Source organism: Pseudomonas sp. PS02303, from assembly GCF_029959925.1.
Taxonomy (GTDB): Bacteria; Pseudomonadota; Gammaproteobacteria; order Pseudomonadales; family Pseudomonadaceae; genus Aquipseudomonas; species Aquipseudomonas mandelii.
The window spans coordinates 54,471-71,548 of the sequence record NZ_JASCOM010000007.1 but is presented as its reverse complement, the minus strand read 5'-3'; the positions used below and the strand labels follow the sequence as shown (position 1 = coordinate 71,548).

Here is a 17,078-nt window from a genome sequence, read left to right as displayed (position 1 = left end):
CTTGATCCGTGGGGTGGAGACGGCAACAGAGCGCAGCCTGATTGAGGCAGATATTTTTTCCTGACAATGCGCGCCGATACAGGCTCTTCCTGATGCTCGCGCCTTGACTTGGGTTTTCCGGCCAGCGTGCGACTGTGTTCGACATTGCCTGAGCTTTCGCACAGGCGTCGACGCAGGCCAAGAGATAGGAGGCATGATGGATGACGTAGGAGAGGCGCGTGCTCGCAAGTTCGCTGAGTCACTGCGCGATGCAAGCTGGGTTATCGATGACGATGCAGCCGGCGCACGAAATGCCGTTGGATTCTGGCTGTACTCATACAACCTGGTGGCTGGCCCCCGACTCGTTGGCCAGCTGACGCTGGATGGCTATCGAGCAATGCAGGGTGGCGAGGATCTGAAGAATCTTGGAGGGCTTCAGCCAGCCGATGTTCTCGGCGCAACCCTCACCGCCTATGACGCTCTGCCAGAGCAGCGCCGCAATGCAGCGGAGTCCCAAACCGTAATATCAGCGCTGTCGCTATACGCCAGTTCTACTATGACCTGGCAGGCGCTGCCACCTCTCAAAACTGGGGCACACCAACACTTCATGGTGTTCGATTGGCTCACGGCTTCCGGCAAGAGGATTTTTCGCCCCGCAGCTGCAATCACCGGTTCCGTTCTTGCTCCTGAAATTCTGACCGACTTCAGTAAGCAAGTGCTCACTGCCCATTTGTCGAAACACCCCCACGAAACGCCTTTCTAACCCCAAAACTACAGGGACTTTGCTCATGCCAATACGTCACATCATCGTTCATCAGATCGACAAAAAGCCCGATGGAACCCCCGCGGTGCTGCATGCCCGCGATACAGAGTTGGGAGCTTCGCAGGCCATCGAGAACATGCTCGCGGACCTCAACGAGAGCTACAACGCCAAGCAGGGCAAGGCCTGGGGTCTCTTCCACGGGGAGTCAGGCGCTTACCCCTTCAGCCGGTGGTTGAAGGATTACCTCGACGAAAGCCAGGACTTCACCGCCTTCAGCCGCCATGCGGTCGAGCACCTGCAAAAACTGATGGAAGAATCGAACCTCTCAACCGGCGGCCACGTCCTGTTCGCCCACTATCAGCAAGGCATGACCGACTACCTGACCATCGCCCTGCTGCACCATAGCGAAGGCGTGGCGGTGAACGACACCCTGGACGTGACTCCAGCCAAGCACTTGGATCTCGGTCAACTGCACCTGGCAGCGCGCATCAACATCAGCGAGTGGCAGAACAACAAGCAGTCCAAGCAGTACATTTCGTTCATCAAGGGCAAGAACGGTCGCAAGGTGTCGGACTACTTCCGTGATTTCATAGGTTGCCAGGAGGGTGTAGACGCCCCCGGTGAAACCCGCACCCTGCTCAAGGCATTCAGCGATTTCGTCGAGAGCGAGGATCTGCCCGAGGAGCAGGCGCGGGAGAAGACCAATACGCTCGTTGGCTACGCCACCAGCCAGGCGAAGTTGGGCGAACCGATGACGCTGGAGGAGCTGTCGGGGCTGATCGATGAAGATCGACCACAGGCGTTCTACGATCACATCCGCAATCGTGACTATGGACTGTCGCCTGAGATCCCAGCGGATAAACGCACCCTCAACCAATTCCGCCGCTTCACCGGCCGCGCAGAAGGTCTGTCGATCAGCTTCGAGGCCCACCTGCTGGGTTCCAAGATCGACTACGACGAGAATGCCGGCACGCTGACTATTCGCAATCTACCCACTCAGTTGCGTGATCAACTCAAGCGCGGCTAAAAAAAATGCCCCGTTCATCTCTGGACGGGGCAGATCCTGCTTAGCCTGGCCGGGTACCTGCTGGGCTTTAGCGCAAGCTCTGGCCGTCGAACCCAAGCCGCAATGAGAGGTGTTCGGCAACCGAAGCGCCGATCTTGCTGGCAAAGCGATCCAGGGGATTCTGTTTGCGGGTGAAGTCAACGATCTTGCTCACACCTACGACTTCGCGAGCCACGTAGTCGGAATCACCCAGGCGATCCACCAGCCCCAATTCCACCGCTTGCTCGCCAGTCCATATCAGCCCCGAGTATAGGTCGGGATTCTCCTTCGCTTTCAAACGCTCTCCCCGCCCAGCCTCAACCGAGCGAATGAATTGATTGTGGGTTGTTTTGAGCACCCCTTCCCAGAACTTCGTCTCCTCTTGGTTTTGAGGCTGGAATTGATCGAGGAAGGCCTTGTGTTCGCCGGACGTATAGGAGCGGCGCTCGACCCCAAGCTTTTGCATGAGTTCGACGTAACCAAAGCTCGCCGCGGTTACACCGATCGATCCGACCAAACTGGCCTTGTCCGCAAATATCTCGTCGGCTGCGCTGGCGATGTAATAACCGCCGGAGGCTCCCAGATCTGTGATGACGGCATAAACCTTCGTGTCTGGATGCAGTGCACGCAAGCGACGAACTTCATCGTAAACATGGCCTGCTTGCACGGGACTTCCGCCTGGGCTGTTGATCTCCAAAATCACAGCTTTCGTATTCTCATTTTCAAAGGCCTTGCCGAGGCTACGCTTCAGGTTCTCAGCGCTCGCTTCCTCCCCATCCGCAATCACTCCCCTCACCTTGATTTTCGCTGTTACCGGCACATCGGTGCCGACGCCATCGAGGTCTGCCCTTCCGCCGACCACAAAAGCAGTCACGACTACCCCAAGGGTCGCGAGCCGGAAAAAGTTCTTCCAGCGACGTGCTGCACGCTGCTCTTTGATGCTTGCTTGCAGCGTTCGCTCCAAGACTTCAAGGCTTTGATCCATGGGATTTCCGTTAAAAGATTGATTCCCGGCTATTAAACACTGGGGAGAGGCGATCCTGAACAGGCGGTTGGCTCTTGGGATTCTCAACGATCGTGAGAGAAGGAGGCAGATCAACCTATACGGAGAACCATTTATGCAGGTCGTCACGCCCCAGGCTCGGCATCATGCTGGACTTACCCTCAGCCTGGCTATTGGAGTTACTGGCTCACCACAAGCGCTTTCTCGGCTGAAGGCCAAGCTCGAACTAGCGGTTGAGGATGCTTTGCAAGTTCTCTCCCAACAGGCCAGCAATGAGCTTGGAATTGAGATCGGTCGCTGCAACATCGAAACGTCCATCTCCCAACCAGAGCGCGACGGTTCGGCGTCGATCTGGCCCCCAGAGAGTGATTCGGCGGAGCAGCTGGGAGTCCCCTCGGGGTCTCCATCCTCAGCTCCCCTGAAAGCAGGATCGTGCCTGTGAGCGCCGCATCCGCCGTGACACATCACCTCGAGCACGAGCGCTTTGTAGTGCGGGATATCTCTGACCAGTACGAGGCACCGACCTTTGACCTGATTTTCCGAGACCAGGAGCACGGAGTTGAGCGTTGCTCCGACAGCGTGTGGAGTTCGCACGAGCAAGCCTCGGTAGCAGCGGAGGCACTGGAAAAGGCAGATCGCCGTCCAGTTCACTGGGGTGTGTTGAAGAGCCTCTAAAAGGAGGCCCATAGAAATCAGGCGACCGGCTGTGTCGCCTTTTTTGTTCTCGCTTTTCCTTGCGCTGCCGGCCCCACGACTCAATCAGCTTAGTAGCCGGCCGCATTGAGGTGACTTGGGTTTTTCAAGTCGGCCTATAACGTGGCCAATGCAACCTCGACTGAAACCGAGGAGAAAAACACCGCACAACCGCAAACAGCGCAGCCCGCTTTCAGGCGAAAAAACCGTCTGAAATCGAGACCTTCCTCAGCCAATACCTAACAAACTAATCGCCGACCAACCAACAAGGATCATCAGTATGCAATTCAACAATTTCTCATCCTCGTCCAAATCTCCCTTGGCTCTCGGCTCGATTGCCGTTGTGGCCGTTATAGGTATGGGTCTGCTGCTTGGCTCGTTTTATACCGTCGACGAGAAAGAACGCGCAGTGGTCCTGCGCAACGGTGCCTTCATGGAGGTGGCAGATCCAGGGCTGCATTGGAAAATCCCCTTCATCGATAGCGCCAAAGCGATCTCGATACAGAACAACGCCACCAAGTGGGACGGTTTGCAGGCATACAGCCGTGACCAACAGGCTGCAACGTTGTCGGTCTCGGTCAGCTGGCACGTGCCGGCAGGCGAGGTCGCGGAGGTCTACAAGGGCTACGCCGATCTGGACGGCCTGCTGACAAGAGCAATCAGCCGCCATGTCCCAACACAGGTGGAAAACGTCTTCGGTCAATACACCGCCGTCAATGCCGTACAGCAACGCGGCAAGCTGGTTGCCGATATCGCCTCTGCAATCAAGAGCGCAGTCAGTGGGCCGGTGGTGATCGACAGTGTGCAGGTCGAGAACATCGACTTCAGTGACGCCTACGAGAAGTCGATCGAAGAGCGCATGCGCGCTGAGGTTGCCGTGAAGACTCGCGAGCAGCAACTGGCCACTGAGCAGATCCAGGCGCGGATTGTCGTCACCCAGGCCCAGGCTACCGCGGATTCTGCACTGGCCGCCGCACGTGCCGAAGCGGAAAGCATTCAGCTGCGCGGCGAAGCGGAAGCAAAAGCCATCGACGCCCGCGCTCGCGCCCTGGGCAGCAACCCCGGCCTGGTCGAACTGACCAAAGCCGAGCGCTGGAACGGCGTGCTGCCTACCACTGTACTTCCAGGCGGAACCCTGCCGTTCATCGACGCCAAGAAGTAATCCATCTTCCCACATTAGAAGCCCGCAGCCCTGACAAGCTCGCGGGCTTTGTCATTGTAAAAGGGATCTACCAATCCAGTAGTCATGCCGGTGGAAACGGAGAAACAAATGCACCGAACCATACCCAGCTGCACCTTCTTATCGCGCAGTGACGCTGAAGCATACTCGCAAGGCCCCGACTGGCACCTGATATCGATATCTGATGGTCTTGAAGACCAGGCCCGCATCGACGAGGCACGCTGGAAGAGCGTGAGCTACCACCACTTCATTGACGCTGGCTTTGACGAAGAAGTCATCGAGATATATGGGCCAGATTTTGAGCGGAACTACGTCGATTACTTGCTCAGCGGTAAGGCTGACGTGCTGCGGGAGCGCATCCGGGAAATTACAGATCGAGGGGAAAATATCGCTGTCAATTGCCAAGCCGGCCGATCCCGCAGTGCCGCGGTTGCTTTGTATATCAGCAAACATTATGGCTACCAACTGCATAAGCCGACCCCAGACGCAAACCAGTGCGTCTACCGGATGCTGGCCAACGATGTTCACCTGATGGCAGCCTACCGTGCGGCAAGCACTCCAGTAGAACCAGAAGCGCCAAAGCGAAGCCTTCTCTCGGCAATCAAATCGATGTTCTCGTGAGCGAACAGCGACGGTAGAGATCATGGTAAATTAGCCGCTGGGCAGCTTCATGGTAGAAGCTACGCTCCCAAGGCACTCCCCCCCTCACCTGTCTCGTCTGTGGTGTCGCTGAAGCTGCTCATTTTATTTCCGAAGCCCGCCAGGCTTGCCCTAGGCGGGCTTTTCTTTGAGCAACGCGCTGTCGCTCAACCAGCCATTGGGATTCTCCCCAGCCAACGTACTCTGGCCATCTTCGCGAACGATCAACATTCCTCAAGGCAAAGGACTATGACTGACCGCCGAATCACCGCCGCAGTCCTGGATGGGCTCTTAGAAGCCTTGGATAGCGCACCTGTCGAGTGCGATGGGATGTGCAGGCTGGTTGCTACCAGGTTGGCTCGGGCAGGAATTCCCTACCAAGGCATGCTTGGCCAACTGCTTGTTGCTGGCCGGGCCGTTTCTCCCCACTACTGGATCGAGGTTGGGCTTTTCCGGATCGACTACCGCGCCAGGATGTGGCTCGGCTCCGATCCTGAAATTCCCCACGGCGTTTTTCCTCTGGATGGGAGGCCTTCAGCCCAATACACCGGCATCAGGGTGCAAATTGATCCCCTGCCCCCTTCTGTCTACGAAATCCTGATCATGCCGCCGCTTGGCATCGCCCCTCCCGTGGCTCGTTGAGTCTGGTTGGGATTCCCAGCTCATGCCGTAGCCTGATGGCATCTCCTGGATAACTCGGATCGCCATATGTCTTACACCACCGCCACCATCACCGAACTGTTTGGTCTACGCGACAAGGTAGGCCTTACAACCGCTTCGGGCTTCAAAGCTCGTGTGCGCTTTGTTCAGCTGGCCTACCGCCACAATCTCGTGCATGAGATCACCAGCTACCAGTTGTGGGATCGTGGGTTTGAAGGGCTGGGCGAGCGTACTTTTGATACCTGCTTCGAGATGGGAGATAGTCCCGAAGTTATCGCAGAGCTGATCCGTGACGCGCGCACCCACGGCTATGCCGGAAACATAGAGATGGAGGTAGGAAATCCCGACTGCTTCGCCCGTTGGTGCGGCTACGCAGACCGCCAGCAAGAGCTTGCATTTTGAGGACTAGCACCTAGAGCAATCTCAGCCCGGTTCGCCGGGCTTTTTGTTGGCTTGGGATATTCCGGAATGGAAATAGCCTGAAGGCATCTCCCCCTCTGACAACAAGGAGTTGCCTCATGCAGTCCCCTTCATTCAAGTCGAGCTATTTGCCGGAATACCTTGCATGGCTCATGTTCCTAGCCGGGGTGGCCAATGCCACGCTGATCTGGTCTGGGGTGTTCGCAGCCGCGCCTCAGGCCTTCCTGCTGCTTTTTGGCGGGCTTTTCGGCACCGCTGGCATCGCACTCCTCGGCTTACTCATGTTGGCCACCTGGTGCGCCCTGGGGTTGCTGCTGGCCGCTCTTACCCGCCGGGCGCTGGAGTGTCGGTCATGAGATTCAAGAAGTACCTGCTACGTCAGGAAAAACGCACTGTCACAGAGCGAGTCAACTACCCCGGCCTGAAGGTCGGAGCTTGTGAAAGCAGGCTGGGTTGACCAGGGAAAGCGGTATTAACCCGCTCCGTTTGCACCAGGTCGAACCGACCCACCCCGGAATGCTTCCTCAGTTCCGGGCACTGGAAGGTCGGGATCATGCTGGCGAAAGGTAAAACGCCGAAGATTCCGACCGCCGCGACAGCGGGAGCCGGGTGCAGACATTCCCGAGGGGAGCGAGCCGCAAGGCTCCGTCACCAGGCCCGTAAGGGCATAGTTCAAAGGAGGATCGCCGTGGCGGTCTATGTGTTGGATAAGACAGGCACGCCGTTGATGCCATGCAGCGAGAAGCGAGCGCGATTGTTGCTGGAGCGCGGTCGCGCCCGCATACACCGGCAGGTGCCGTTCGTGATCCGTCTAGTGGATCGGCGGCAGGCCGATAGCGCGCTGCAATCGCTGACGCTCAAGTTCGATCCGGGCAGCAAATTCACTGGCATTGCCTTGGTACGCCAGAAGGGCCAGCGGGTGTCTGTTCTCTCACTGATGGAATTGGCCCATCGGGGCGCAGCGATTCGCCAGGCCATGCAGCAGCGGGCGGCGTTTCGCCGTCGCCGCCGTGGTCAGAACCTGCGCCACCGCACACCGCGCTTCGACAACCGCACCCGGCCGGAAGGCTGGCTGCCGCCAAGCTTGCGCCACCGGCTGGACACCACGCTGGGCTGGGTCGGGCGGATGCGTAACTGGGCTCCGATCAGCGATCTGGCAGTCGAGCGGGTCAAGTTCGACATGCAGGCCATACAGAACCCGGAGATCAGCGGCGTCCAATACCAGCAGGGCGAGTTGGCCGGCTACGAGGTGCGTGAATACCTGCTGGAGAAGTGGGGCCGCTGCTGCGCCTACTGCGACGCTGAAAATACGCCGCTGGAGATCGAGCACATCGTTCCGCGCAGTGCCGGCGGCAGCGACCGGGTGCCCAACCTGACCCTGGCCTGCCGGCCCTGTAATCAGCGCAAGGGCAACCAGCCAGTCGAGGTGTTCCTGAAGGCCAGGCCAGAGCTGCTGGCCCGAATCAAGGCGAAAGCCAAAGTCCCACTTCGGGATGCCGCCGCCGTCAACGCCACCCGCAATGCCCTGTTCCGTGCCCTGCTGGATACCGGCCTGTCGGTCACCACGGGCACCGGGGCGCAAACCAAATTTAACCGACGATGCCTCGGCCTTCCGAAGACCCACGCGCTCGATGCAGCCAGTGTCGGTGAGATCAGGGCCATCGAGCACTGGCAACGCCCCACGCTGGCGATCAAGGCCACCGGACGCGGCGAGTACCAGCGCACCCGCCTTACCGCCCACGGTTTTCCACGCGGCTATTTGACCCGACAGAAACGCCATTTCGGTTTCCAGACCGGCGATCAGGTGCGCGCCGAGGTGCCGACCGGCAAAAAGGCTGGCACCCACCAGGGTCGCGTCGCCGTGCGCAAGACCGGCAGCTTCAACATCCAGACGCCTGATGGCGTAGTGCAGGGCATCCACCACCGCCACTGCACCCTGATCCAGCGAGCCGATGGCTACGCCTATTCCGACACCCCGACCGATAGCGCCCAACCCCAGAAGGAGGCAGCGAGAGCAGGGGCGCGCTGAGCGCGCCGCGCTATCCTCGCCGTTCAGGCAAGGTTTCTCGCCGCAAAATGATGAAGAAGGCCTTTGAGCGCAAACAGGCGCGGGAAGCTGAATCACTGCCACTCTTCGGCGATCAGATTCGCGAGATCCAGCACAGCTGGGAAGAAGAAAAGCGTCTGCGTGACCTTCACGAGGGCAAGGTCACCGACCGTATGCGTCAGAACCATGCCGCCGTGTGGCGTAAAGCACGAGCTGCGTATTTCGCCTTGAATGCAGAGACCCGAGCCAAATGCCGTGCAGCCTGGAACGCCTGGGTAGGCCCGAGCGACCCGCTGTACCTGATCTATGTCGTAAACCAGTTCAACGGCGTAGGTGCTGCCAGAGAGGCCAGAATGGCCGCAGACCGGCGGGCCTTGAACAGCCGAATCATGGCCCGCCTTCAGGCTCAGCCTGAATTGCTGTGAGAAGGTTTGCTGTGGCTACCTGCCGGCCGGCTTCTTCTTGACCGGCAATCTCTCTACGTTGGCCGAGTGCTCAATCGCTATTTGACGATGGACAAACTCCAGGAATTCTTGCGCCGTCCGGTGTTTTGGCTTCCAGCTTTCACACAAGCTAAGTGCGGCCGCGATGTCCGCCTTTGGACTCCCACTCTGCCGATAGTCGAGGGTTTCAGATAATCCGCGCACGATGTCTGTATGAGCGTAATCGACGTAGCCACCCAGTGCCTTTTCCTTGAGCGCTCGCTGTAGTCGCTCCTGATACTGACTTGTCATGGTTGGGACATCATAGAAATCCAGGATGAATTTCTCCTGGTGAAGCGCCATCGCCAGCGTTGTAATCCGTATTGCGTCCTCCGCCGTTGCCTGGGGCCTCCGGAATGCAGCTCTAACCTCGGCGTCAATCAGGGCCTTGCGAGCTTTAAGCCGAGCCTCCCTCTGCTTCTCCTCCCGGCGCTTGATCTCTTTGGCGTGCTCAACACGAATATTGATCGAGCGGACGATCTCCCCGGCCTTTCGGATGGCGTCAGCCTCCTCCGGCTCGAGGAGTTTATGCAGTGGGCCTCCCAACAATTTCTGGGTATGCGGATTTAATGGTTGATATGTGAAGTAGAAAGCGGAAGGGAAAACTAAATCCACAACGGACTAAATGGTTGATAGCTAACCGTGCCGGTCTTTCCAGATCCCCTTCCCTATAGCCATATGTAGGGAACACTTGAAAACTAGGCATATCTGTCTTGACAATAGCCCCGGTACAAGAAGCGGGTGTCGTTGTGCTCAGCCAGCCTTTCTTCGCCAAAAGCAATATTGCCACGAAGAGTGGTAGCCTACGGGCTCAGTACCTCCCCAGTTGGGTCATCGCCCGGCTAGAAGGTATTGAGGCGGCTCGGGGTGCATTGCACCATGTCGCGCCGGTCGGCAAGATGGAAGACTACATTGAGCGGATGTTGCGTAATGTCACGCCCTACTTGAACGAGGTGCACTGACCATGCATATCCAACCTACTCCCTTGAGGTCACAACAAAGCTAATGATCGATCTACTTGTTTTCCTCCCGGCATGTTTCGCACTGAACCTGGCGTTCGGCCCCAATAACCTCGTTGCGATGACACACGGTGCGCAAAAGGGCGTAGGGTTTTCCTTTATGGCAAGCACAGCACGGCTTGCCGTCTTCGTGCCCATGATTGCTGCTAGCGCGCTTGGTTTAGGGATGCTTTTGTCTGCTTCGGCGTTGGTCTTCAACGTGATCAAGATCGTTGGTGCCGCCTATCTGGTCTGGATGGGCATCAAGCTCCTCAGAACAACATCTGGCTCGACTAACCTAAACGCAGATGCAATGAAACCTTCGCTTCGTAAGGCATTCCGTAGTGAGGCGCTGATCGCCATCAGTAACCCCAAAGCAATCCTCATTTTCGCGGCATTCTTCCCGCAATTCGTGGATATAACGAATTACTGGCTGAGCTATGCAACTCTTGGGACGGTTTTTATCGCGCTAGAGGCCGTTGCAATAGCGATATATGCGTCAGCAGGGCGTTTTGCAGCAGCTTTCGCAGCAAACAAGCTGCACTGGTTTCAACGCGCCTCAGGTGGAGGAATGATTGCTTTCGGCATCCTGCTTCTTCTTAGTCGCCAACCTTCGCGTGTTGCCTAGGTTCTTAAGAACGCTTTAGCCAGTTGCTAGTCGTCTTAAGAGAATAACGTATGACCGAAATGCCCGACAACATCCTGCACCTGCCCTCATACCAGGTGCTGGGCTGCAAAGCCACCGACGATGAAATGCACTTCCAGGTAGACGCGCCCGATCCCATTGCTTGCGAGGAATGCGGGGTGCAGGGTGAGTTCGTGCGTTTCGGCAAGCGTGATGTTCCCTATCATGATCTGCCCATCCACGGCAAGCGGGTCACCCTCTGGGTGCTCCGCCGCCGGTACATCTGTCGGGCCTGCGAGGCTACCTTCAGGCCCCAGCTACCGGAGGTGGTGGACGGCTTCCGCATGACACTGCGGCTACATGAATACGTAGAGAAGGAGTCCTTTAACCACCCCTACACTTTCGTGGCGCAGCAAACCGGATTGGACGAGAAGACGGTACGGGACATCTTCAACGCCCGCGCCGCGTTCTTAGGCCGCTGGCACCGCTTCGAAACGCCTCGCATTCTGGGCATCGACGAGCTGTACCTGAACAAGCGCTACCGCTGCATCCTGACCAACATTGAGGAGAAGACCCTGCTCGATCTGCTGGCCACTCGCCGTCAGGACGTCGTGACTAACTACCTGATGAAGCTGAAAGACCGGCAGAAGATCGATATCGTCAGCATGGACATGTGGAATCCATATCGAACGGCGGTCAGGGCGGTGCTGCCACAGGCCCGCATCGTGGTCGATAAATTCCATGTGGTGCGCATGGCCAACGATGCTCTGGAGAAGGTGCGCAAGGGGCTCCGGAAAGAGCTGAAACCAGCCCAGATCCGAACCCTCAAGGGAGACCGGAAAATCCTGCTGAAGCGCGCTCACGAAGTCTCAGACCGGGAGCGGCTGATCATGGAAACCTGGACAGGCGCATTCCCGCAACTGCTGGCTGCCTACGAGCACAAGGAGCGCTTCTACAGCATCTGGGACGCCACCACACGACCCCAGGCAGAAGCCGCCCTGGACGAGTGGATATCCACCATCCCGAAGGGCCAGAAAGAAGTCTGGAGCGATCTGTTTAGGGCGGTGGGCAACTGGCGCGAAGAGATCATGACCTACTTCGAGACGGACATACCTGTCACCAACGCTTTCACGGAGTCCATCAACCGACTGGCCAAGGACAAGAACCGTGAAGGACGAGGTTATTCCTTTGAGGTGATGCGGGCGCGAATGCTCTACACCACGAAGCACAAGAAGAAGGCCCCGACTGCGAAGGTCTCTCCGTTCTACAAGAAAACCATCGGTTACGGACTGCCAGACCTCGCAGAGGAGCTCAACTACGGGGTCGATCTATCAACCATCTGAGGGTAGCATCAGGTTGGTGAGGGGAAGGTGCCCCATCAACCATTAAATCCGCATACCCCAATTCCTCCGCGCAGGCATCGACCATCTTGGGCGCGACCCGAAACGCTAGCTGAACGGAACCAACACCAGGTGCAGGCACCGTCTCGGGAAAGAGGCCACCCGCTGGTTCGCTCGTCAGAACAAGGATATTGCTGCCAACCTTGAACTCGACCCATCCATCTCCTGCAGCCTGGCGAAACTCAAGCTGCATGATTTCTTCGTAGAATTTTCGCATCGCGGTCATGTCGCGGGTATAGATAATGGTGTAATCCAAAGCGCGGATTTGGTTGAGTGCGGATACGGTCTTACTCTGGGAAAATGCTTTCGTCGGATTAGCCAAGATTGCCGAACCAACAGCGGCCATTGCGATGCTCTGACGGCGGGTTAATGGAGTCATAGATCATCCTCTGTGTCTTCTTGGGTCTGTGATACCCGTCGCGTCCTGAGAGGCCCCCAAGTTTCGACTGGCCTATGAACCCTTTGCGGTGATGCGGGCTTGATGCGCGATACCAGACCGACTCCATGGCGTTGATCAAGCTCGTTCTTTCAGCATTTTCCCAACCGTAACGATCGCATCGATTGCAGGAACGAGTTGCTGACCTAGATCGGTTAGGCTGTATTCCACCGTGGGTGGAGAGGTCGCCACGACCGTTCGGTCGACAACCCCCTTTGATTCAAGCTCTTTCAGGCGTGCGCTCAGAACTTTGGCTGATACCGGCGTAATGTCTTCTTTTAGCTCGGAAAATCGGCGCGCGCCTCCGCTGAGGTACCAGATGATGTTGGGGGTCCACGCACCTCCAATAAGCCTCATACACTCGTTCAAAGGGCAGTCGGGATCGTGGGCCGGAGACCTATTTTTTCGTCGCTTCAAAACTGTCAAAGCACGTCCTTTCCGTGGTTACCATCTGGAAACTTCAAAATAAGAGTAACCTGAGGAAAGCTAATTACAAGATGTAACGTTGGACCTATCTAGTCTGCATCTGGTGCGTAACTCGGATGGAGGCAAACTCATGCAAAGCACGCAAACCCTGGATCTGCTGAAGATCAAACATCCTATAATTCAAGGCCCTTTTGGTGGCGGGCTTTCGACCGTGGAGCTGGTTTCCACCGTTTCTAACCTCGGCGGCTTGGGGTCATTTGGTGTGCATTATCTGGAAGCCGAAGGCATTCTGGGTGTCGCTTCTGAAATCCGGGAGAAGACCAGCAACCCTTTCGCGCTGAACCTTTGGGTGTCTGATCACGATCCAGAGGCACGGGATTACTCCACTGATGCCTACGATCGGGCTTGGCGCCTATTTGAACCGCTTTATCGTGAGCTCAACCTTCCCAAACCAGAGCAACCGCCGCGGTTCCACCCCAGCTTTGAGGAGCAGGTGGAGGCAATCCTTGAAGCACAACCGGATGTGTTCAGCTTCGTCTTTGGAATACCGCCAGCCCGCGTGTTGGCAGATTGCAAGGCCCGGGGCATCACAACAGTGGGGGCCGCAACAACATTAGCCGAGGCGCAAGCGCTCGAAGCTGCAAATGTCGATGTGATCCTCGCCACAGGGTTCGAAGCGGGCGGGCACAGGCCGTCCTTTCTGGACCGGGCCGAGGACAGCTTGATGGGCACCATGCCGCTTACCCGTGTTATCTCAGAGATGTGTTCAAAACCGGTCATTGCGGCGGGTGGGATTGTGGATGCCGGGGGCATCGAGGCGGCGTTGTCCCTCGGTGCGGGGGCCGCGCAATTGGGCACGGCGTTCCTGGCCTGCGCGGAATCCGGCACGGTGGATCAACATCGGGCGGCACTGTATTCGGATCGCTCTGCCAGTTCAGAACTGACACGTGCCTATACCGGGCGACTTGCCAGGGGCATGTCCAACCGTCTGATCAAAGACATGCAGGCCGTGGCAGCTCAGCTCCCGCCGTTTCCAGTCCAGGCATGGTTCGTGGCGCCGCTGCGCGCAGCAAGCATCGCTGCAGGGGGTGATGAGTTCCTCTCGCTCTATGCAAATCAGGCCGCACCGCTTCTGAAGCACAGGAAGACCGCCGATCTGATGGCCGACCTGATCGTCGGCATCGCGTGAGGCCGTTCCCAGCTCAGTTCAACCCCTCTGAAATCATGGAGCCTAAAATGAAACTCTACTATTCCCCCGGTGCGTGTTCATTGTCCCCGCACATCATCCTGCGCGAGGTGGGCGCGAAATTTGAACTCGATCTCGTCGATCTTCAGACCAAGAAAACTCAATCCGGCGACGATTACCTCGGTATCTGCTTAAAAGGCTATGTTCCAGCGCTGGCGTTGGATACCGGCGATGTCATTACCGAAGGTGTGGCTATCATTCAGTACATTGCAGACGGCGTTCCAGAAGCCGATTTGGTCCCTCCGTCCGGAAGCATTGAACGGGCCAAGCTGCAAGGCGTTCTGAATTTCATTAGTGCCGAGCTTCACAAGTCCTTTTCACCTTTGTTCTCAGCGACAGCCTCCGAAGAACAAATCCAGGCGGCTCCTGCCAAGGTGGGCAAATGTTTCGACTATATCGAAGCGCGGTTTTCAGATAGCCGCACACACATCATGGGAGATACATATACGATTGCGGACGCCTATTTGTTCGTTGTGGCGCGGTGGGCGGGTTTTAAGGATATCAGCTTGGATGCCTGGCCTAAGTTACAGGCCTATCTGCAACGGATCGGAGATCGACCGGCCGTGAAGGCCGCAATTGAGGCCGAGACGTCCGGCTAGCGTAAAGCGGAGGCGGCTCAGCGTATGAGGCCTGGTGCGCGTTCGATCATGTGTTGATGGAATACGCTGATGTGTTTGCGCTGAGCCGCCGCACCCTTCTGGAGAATTCACTTGTCGGTGGGGTCGGAGCCGATCAATTTAGAAGAGAGCGGTAATCGCGGGAGAGAGTCAGCGGTTGCCTTGGAAGGGACCGTCAGCCGCACAAACCACTGGCTCCGCGGACTTAACGCTGTACTGCGTTTGCAACGGTTTACTGATTGCAACACTGCGTCAGTGTTCTGAGAGAGCTGACTAACTGTGAAGCACGTCTTCGTCGAGCGTTTGCGATTTGGCTTCGCGCCAGTCGCTGACCCGGACGGTGATTTTTCCAAATGGGCCGTGTTTGAGATGTGCGAATGCGTCTTGCACATCTTCAAAAGCGTATTCCTTATCGACTACCGGATGGATGTCATTGCGCTGAACAAAGCTGATCAATCGCTCAAGCGCGCGTCGATGTCCGACCGAGACTCCTTGCAGTCTTATTCTGCGCAGCATGAACGGAATCGCACTGATCTGCGCATCCATCCCGCCGAGGAAGCCGACAAGCGATATCTGGCCCTGTGGCGCAGCTGCTGTCAAAGATCGGGCAAGGTTATCGCCGCCGATCAATTCCAGAATGTGATCGACACCGGCACCGTCGGTCAGTTCGATAACTTCTTCGGGCCAGTTTGGGTGGGTACTCGTATTTATACCAGCCCAAGCACCGAGCTTGAGCGTCTGGGTGAGTTTGTTCTCACTTCGCGAAGTAACGATTACGCGTGCGCCGATCGCTTGCGCAATCTGCAATCCGGCAAGTGCAACGCCCCCTGTGCCCTGGACGAGAACGGTTTGACCCTCTCGGACATTGCCGGTTTCGGCGAAAGCGAACCATGCCGTCAGTGCTGCTACAGGGAGCGTGGAGGCCTCCGCATCCGTCAAATCACTTGGTACTTTGACAGCTGCCGCTTCCGGAATGACGATGTATTCAGCAAGCCCACCAGGCAGAGGTCCGCCCAAAGACAAACCATGGGTGAGCATCGACCGCGGCGGTTGACCGTCAATCCATTCGGTCCAGAAGTTACCAATCACCCGGTCTCCAGGCTCGACGCTTGAGACGTTGTGCCCAACGTCAACGACCGCACCACAAAAGTCCGAGACAGGAATGAATGGCATGTTAGGCCGTTCCGGCAAAAGTGCCCCATCGACCACCAATTTGTCGCGATAATTCAGCGAGACTGTTCGTACACGTATCAGAACTTCCGTCGCAGATGGAATCGGTCTGTGTGTTTCAACCATTTCGAGGTTGCTTAGGCCGAATTCCCTGAGCGCCCACGCCCTCATCGTTTTCTGTTTCATGAAATCTGCACCTCACGATTGCAGGTGATCTGTTGTCGATCACGTGACATCTGGGCACAGCCTATTGTATATTTCATATAGTTAGTTGGGAATTCTTATCCTATCATTTGCGAAAAAGGATCGTGAATTTATGCGTCTCCTCCCGTCTATCAGCGTCGAAGGCATTTCTGCGTTCGTCTACACGGTAGAGATGGGCAGTTTCACTGCAGCATCACAGGCCTTGGGCCTTTCAAAGTCTGCGGCAGCAAAGAGCGTGGCTCGGCTTGAAGAACGCCTGGGTGTACAGCTTTTGCTGCGCACGACGCGTTCGATCACGCTTACGGATGAGGGCAAAGTCTTTTTTCTGAAGAGCAAGGAGATTCTTGAAAACATTGAAGCTGCAGAGACGTCGATGAGTTTGCGGCGCAGGGAAGTGACGGGCGTTTTGAGAGTAAGCTTGCCCGTTTCTTTCGGGCGACTATGGGCTGCTCCAGCGCTTTTGGAGCTTACGACTCAATATCCGAGTTTGGTTCTCAACTTGTCTTTCACGGATCGTTTTGTCGATCTGGTTGAGGAAGGCTTCGACCTTTCTGTGCGGATCGGCGCGTCAGATGACAGCGCCACTATTCTCACCAGAATGCTGGCGGAGCAGACGTCGATCCTGTGTGCAGCGCCAGCCTACATCGCGCGTCACGGGACACCCGACAAGCTGGAGGATCTCGCTTCGCACCGATGTATCTTCTTTGAGCATGGTGGGCGCCTTCTCCCTTGGCATCTCGTTACTGAGGACGGTGACATGGTCGAGCAGTCATACGCTGGATGTTTGACAGTCAATCACGGTGAGGCTCTTCTGGATGCCGCCTTGGCAGGGCATGGCATTGCGCGGCTATCTACTTGGCTTGCCGGTGAACACTTGCGATCAGGCGCTCTTGTTCCAGTGTTGTCTTTTTCGGACATGGTAGACCGGAGCATCAACCTATTGTGGCCGCGACGACGTGACCATGCACCCAAAATCCGGGTCGCGATTGATGCACTGGTCGCGCGTTTCGCATCACCCGTTCCTTGGGGTAGATGACCGCGCCCC

Annotated in this window: 20 protein-coding genes; 15 read left to right on the top strand and 5 right to left on the bottom strand. The window is 57.0% G+C overall.

Going from position 1 to position 17,078, the window contains the following annotated elements; genetic code table 11:
* Nucleotides 1–193: 193 nt before the first annotated feature.
* The gene (locus tag QMX98_RS03710; protein WP_016971295.1) at nt 194–742 is read left to right on the top strand and encodes a hypothetical protein; all 549 of its coding nucleotides are present in this window, start codon (nt 194–196) and stop codon (nt 740–742) included.
* A gap of 25 nt (nt 743–767) precedes the next feature.
* Entirely contained in the window at nt 768–1,769 is a 1,002-nt protein-coding gene (yejK, locus tag QMX98_RS03705) for a nucleoid-associated protein YejK (RefSeq protein WP_282410262.1), read from the top strand.
* Nucleotides 1,770–1,836: 67 nt separating this feature from the next.
* Here yejK and sppA read toward each other — a convergent pair whose 3' ends face one another.
* Nucleotides 1,837–2,772, bottom strand: coding sequence for a signal peptide peptidase SppA (sppA, locus tag QMX98_RS03700; protein ID WP_282410261.1), 936 nt, complete (start codon nt 2,770–2,772; stop codon nt 1,837–1,839).
* A 456-nt stretch (nt 2,773–3,228) separates the two neighbouring features.
* Here sppA and QMX98_RS03695 point away from each other — a divergent pair, with 456 nt between their 5' ends.
* The 8 genes from QMX98_RS03695 to QMX98_RS03660 all read left to right on the top strand — a co-directional run bounded on the left by QMX98_RS03695 (nt 3,229) and on the right by QMX98_RS03660 (nt 8,854).
* The gene (locus tag QMX98_RS03695) at nt 3,229–3,465 is read left to right on the top strand and encodes a hypothetical protein (RefSeq protein WP_033045061.1); all 237 of its coding nucleotides are present in this window, start codon (nt 3,229–3,231) and stop codon (nt 3,463–3,465) included.
* A 298-nt stretch (nt 3,466–3,763) separates the two neighbouring features.
* Nucleotides 3,764–4,645 (top strand): prohibitin family protein, encoded by an 882-nt coding sequence (locus tag QMX98_RS03690; RefSeq protein ID WP_033045059.1) that lies wholly within the window; start codon nt 3,764–3,766, stop codon nt 4,643–4,645.
* 108 nt (nt 4,646–4,753) lie between these two features.
* Nucleotides 4,754–5,284, top strand: coding sequence for a dual specificity protein phosphatase family protein (locus tag QMX98_RS03685; protein WP_033045058.1), 531 nt, complete (start codon nt 4,754–4,756; stop codon nt 5,282–5,284).
* A 267-nt stretch (nt 5,285–5,551) separates the two neighbouring features.
* A complete protein-coding gene (locus tag QMX98_RS03680) occupies nt 5,552–5,944 on the top strand; it encodes a hypothetical protein (RefSeq protein WP_282410260.1) in 393 nt (130 codons plus the stop codon).
* Between the two features lie 66 nt (nt 5,945–6,010).
* On the top strand, nt 6,011–6,364 hold the full coding sequence (locus QMX98_RS03675) for a hypothetical protein (RefSeq protein ID WP_084341938.1): 354 nt from the start codon (nt 6,011–6,013) through the stop codon (nt 6,362–6,364).
* 116 nt (nt 6,365–6,480) lie between these two features.
* On the top strand, nt 6,481–6,738 hold the full coding sequence (locus QMX98_RS03670; protein ID WP_047297019.1) for a hypothetical protein: 258 nt from the start codon (nt 6,481–6,483) through the stop codon (nt 6,736–6,738).
* Nucleotides 6,739–7,070: 332 nt separating this feature from the next.
* A complete protein-coding gene (iscB, locus tag QMX98_RS03665) occupies nt 7,071–8,411 on the top strand; it encodes an RNA-guided endonuclease IscB (protein ID WP_099169972.1) in 1,341 nt (446 codons plus the stop codon).
* A gap of 47 nt (nt 8,412–8,458) precedes the next feature.
* Complete coding sequence (locus tag QMX98_RS03660) at nt 8,459–8,854, top strand: hypothetical protein (RefSeq protein ID WP_047296792.1); 396 nt, start codon at nt 8,459–8,461, stop codon at nt 8,852–8,854.
* Between the two features lie 15 nt (nt 8,855–8,869).
* Here QMX98_RS03660 and QMX98_RS03655 read toward each other — a convergent pair whose 3' ends face one another.
* Entirely contained in the window at nt 8,870–9,526 is a 657-nt protein-coding gene (locus tag QMX98_RS03655) for a hypothetical protein (RefSeq protein ID WP_039614006.1), read from the bottom strand.
* 390 nt (nt 9,527–9,916) lie between these two features.
* Between QMX98_RS03655 and QMX98_RS03650 the strand changes: the two genes are divergently transcribed.
* Both QMX98_RS03650 and QMX98_RS03645 read left to right on the top strand, forming a co-directional pair.
* Nucleotides 9,917–10,537 (top strand): LysE family translocator, encoded by a 621-nt coding sequence (locus QMX98_RS03650; RefSeq protein ID WP_014819627.1) that lies wholly within the window; start codon nt 9,917–9,919, stop codon nt 10,535–10,537.
* A 50-nt stretch (nt 10,538–10,587) separates the two neighbouring features.
* Nucleotides 10,588–11,877, top strand: coding sequence for an ISL3-like element ISPst9 family transposase (locus tag QMX98_RS03645; RefSeq protein ID WP_033939138.1), 1,290 nt, complete (start codon nt 10,588–10,590; stop codon nt 11,875–11,877).
* Here QMX98_RS03645 and QMX98_RS03640 read toward each other — a convergent pair.
* A complete protein-coding gene (locus QMX98_RS03640; RefSeq protein ID WP_052261070.1) occupies nt 11,846–12,313 on the bottom strand; it encodes a VOC family protein in 468 nt (155 codons plus the stop codon). The genes QMX98_RS03645 and QMX98_RS03640 overlap by 32 nt on opposite strands.
* Nucleotides 12,314–12,448: 135 nt before the next feature.
* Entirely contained in the window at nt 12,449–12,727 is a 279-nt protein-coding gene (locus QMX98_RS03635) for a helix-turn-helix domain-containing protein (RefSeq protein WP_025828124.1), read from the bottom strand.
* 199 nt (nt 12,728–12,926) lie between these two features.
* On the opposite strand from QMX98_RS03635, the gene QMX98_RS03630 reads away from it, so the two are divergent.
* Both QMX98_RS03630 and gstA read left to right on the top strand, forming a co-directional pair.
* Nucleotides 12,927–13,985 carry a nitronate monooxygenase gene (locus QMX98_RS03630; protein ID WP_025828123.1) on the top strand — a complete coding sequence of 353 codons (1,059 nt, stop codon included), beginning with the start codon at nt 12,927–12,929 and terminating at the stop codon, nt 13,983–13,985.
* A 47-nt stretch (nt 13,986–14,032) separates the two neighbouring features.
* Nucleotides 14,033–14,641 (top strand): glutathione transferase GstA, encoded by a 609-nt coding sequence (gstA, locus tag QMX98_RS03625; protein ID WP_017516422.1) that lies wholly within the window; start codon nt 14,033–14,035, stop codon nt 14,639–14,641.
* A 291-nt stretch (nt 14,642–14,932) separates the two neighbouring features.
* Here the strand turns inward: gstA and QMX98_RS03620 are convergent, their stop codons facing one another.
* Nucleotides 14,933–16,015: an NAD(P)-dependent alcohol dehydrogenase gene (locus QMX98_RS03620; protein WP_052261069.1), complete on the bottom strand. Its 1,083-nt coding sequence runs from the start codon at nt 16,013–16,015 to the stop codon at nt 14,933–14,935.
* 130 nt (nt 16,016–16,145) lie between these two features.
* Between QMX98_RS03620 and QMX98_RS03615 the strand changes: the two genes are divergently transcribed.
* On the top strand, nt 16,146–17,069 hold the full coding sequence (locus tag QMX98_RS03615; RefSeq protein ID WP_017516420.1) for a LysR family transcriptional regulator: 924 nt from the start codon (nt 16,146–16,148) through the stop codon (nt 17,067–17,069).
* Nucleotides 17,070–17,078 lie beyond the last annotated feature (9 nt).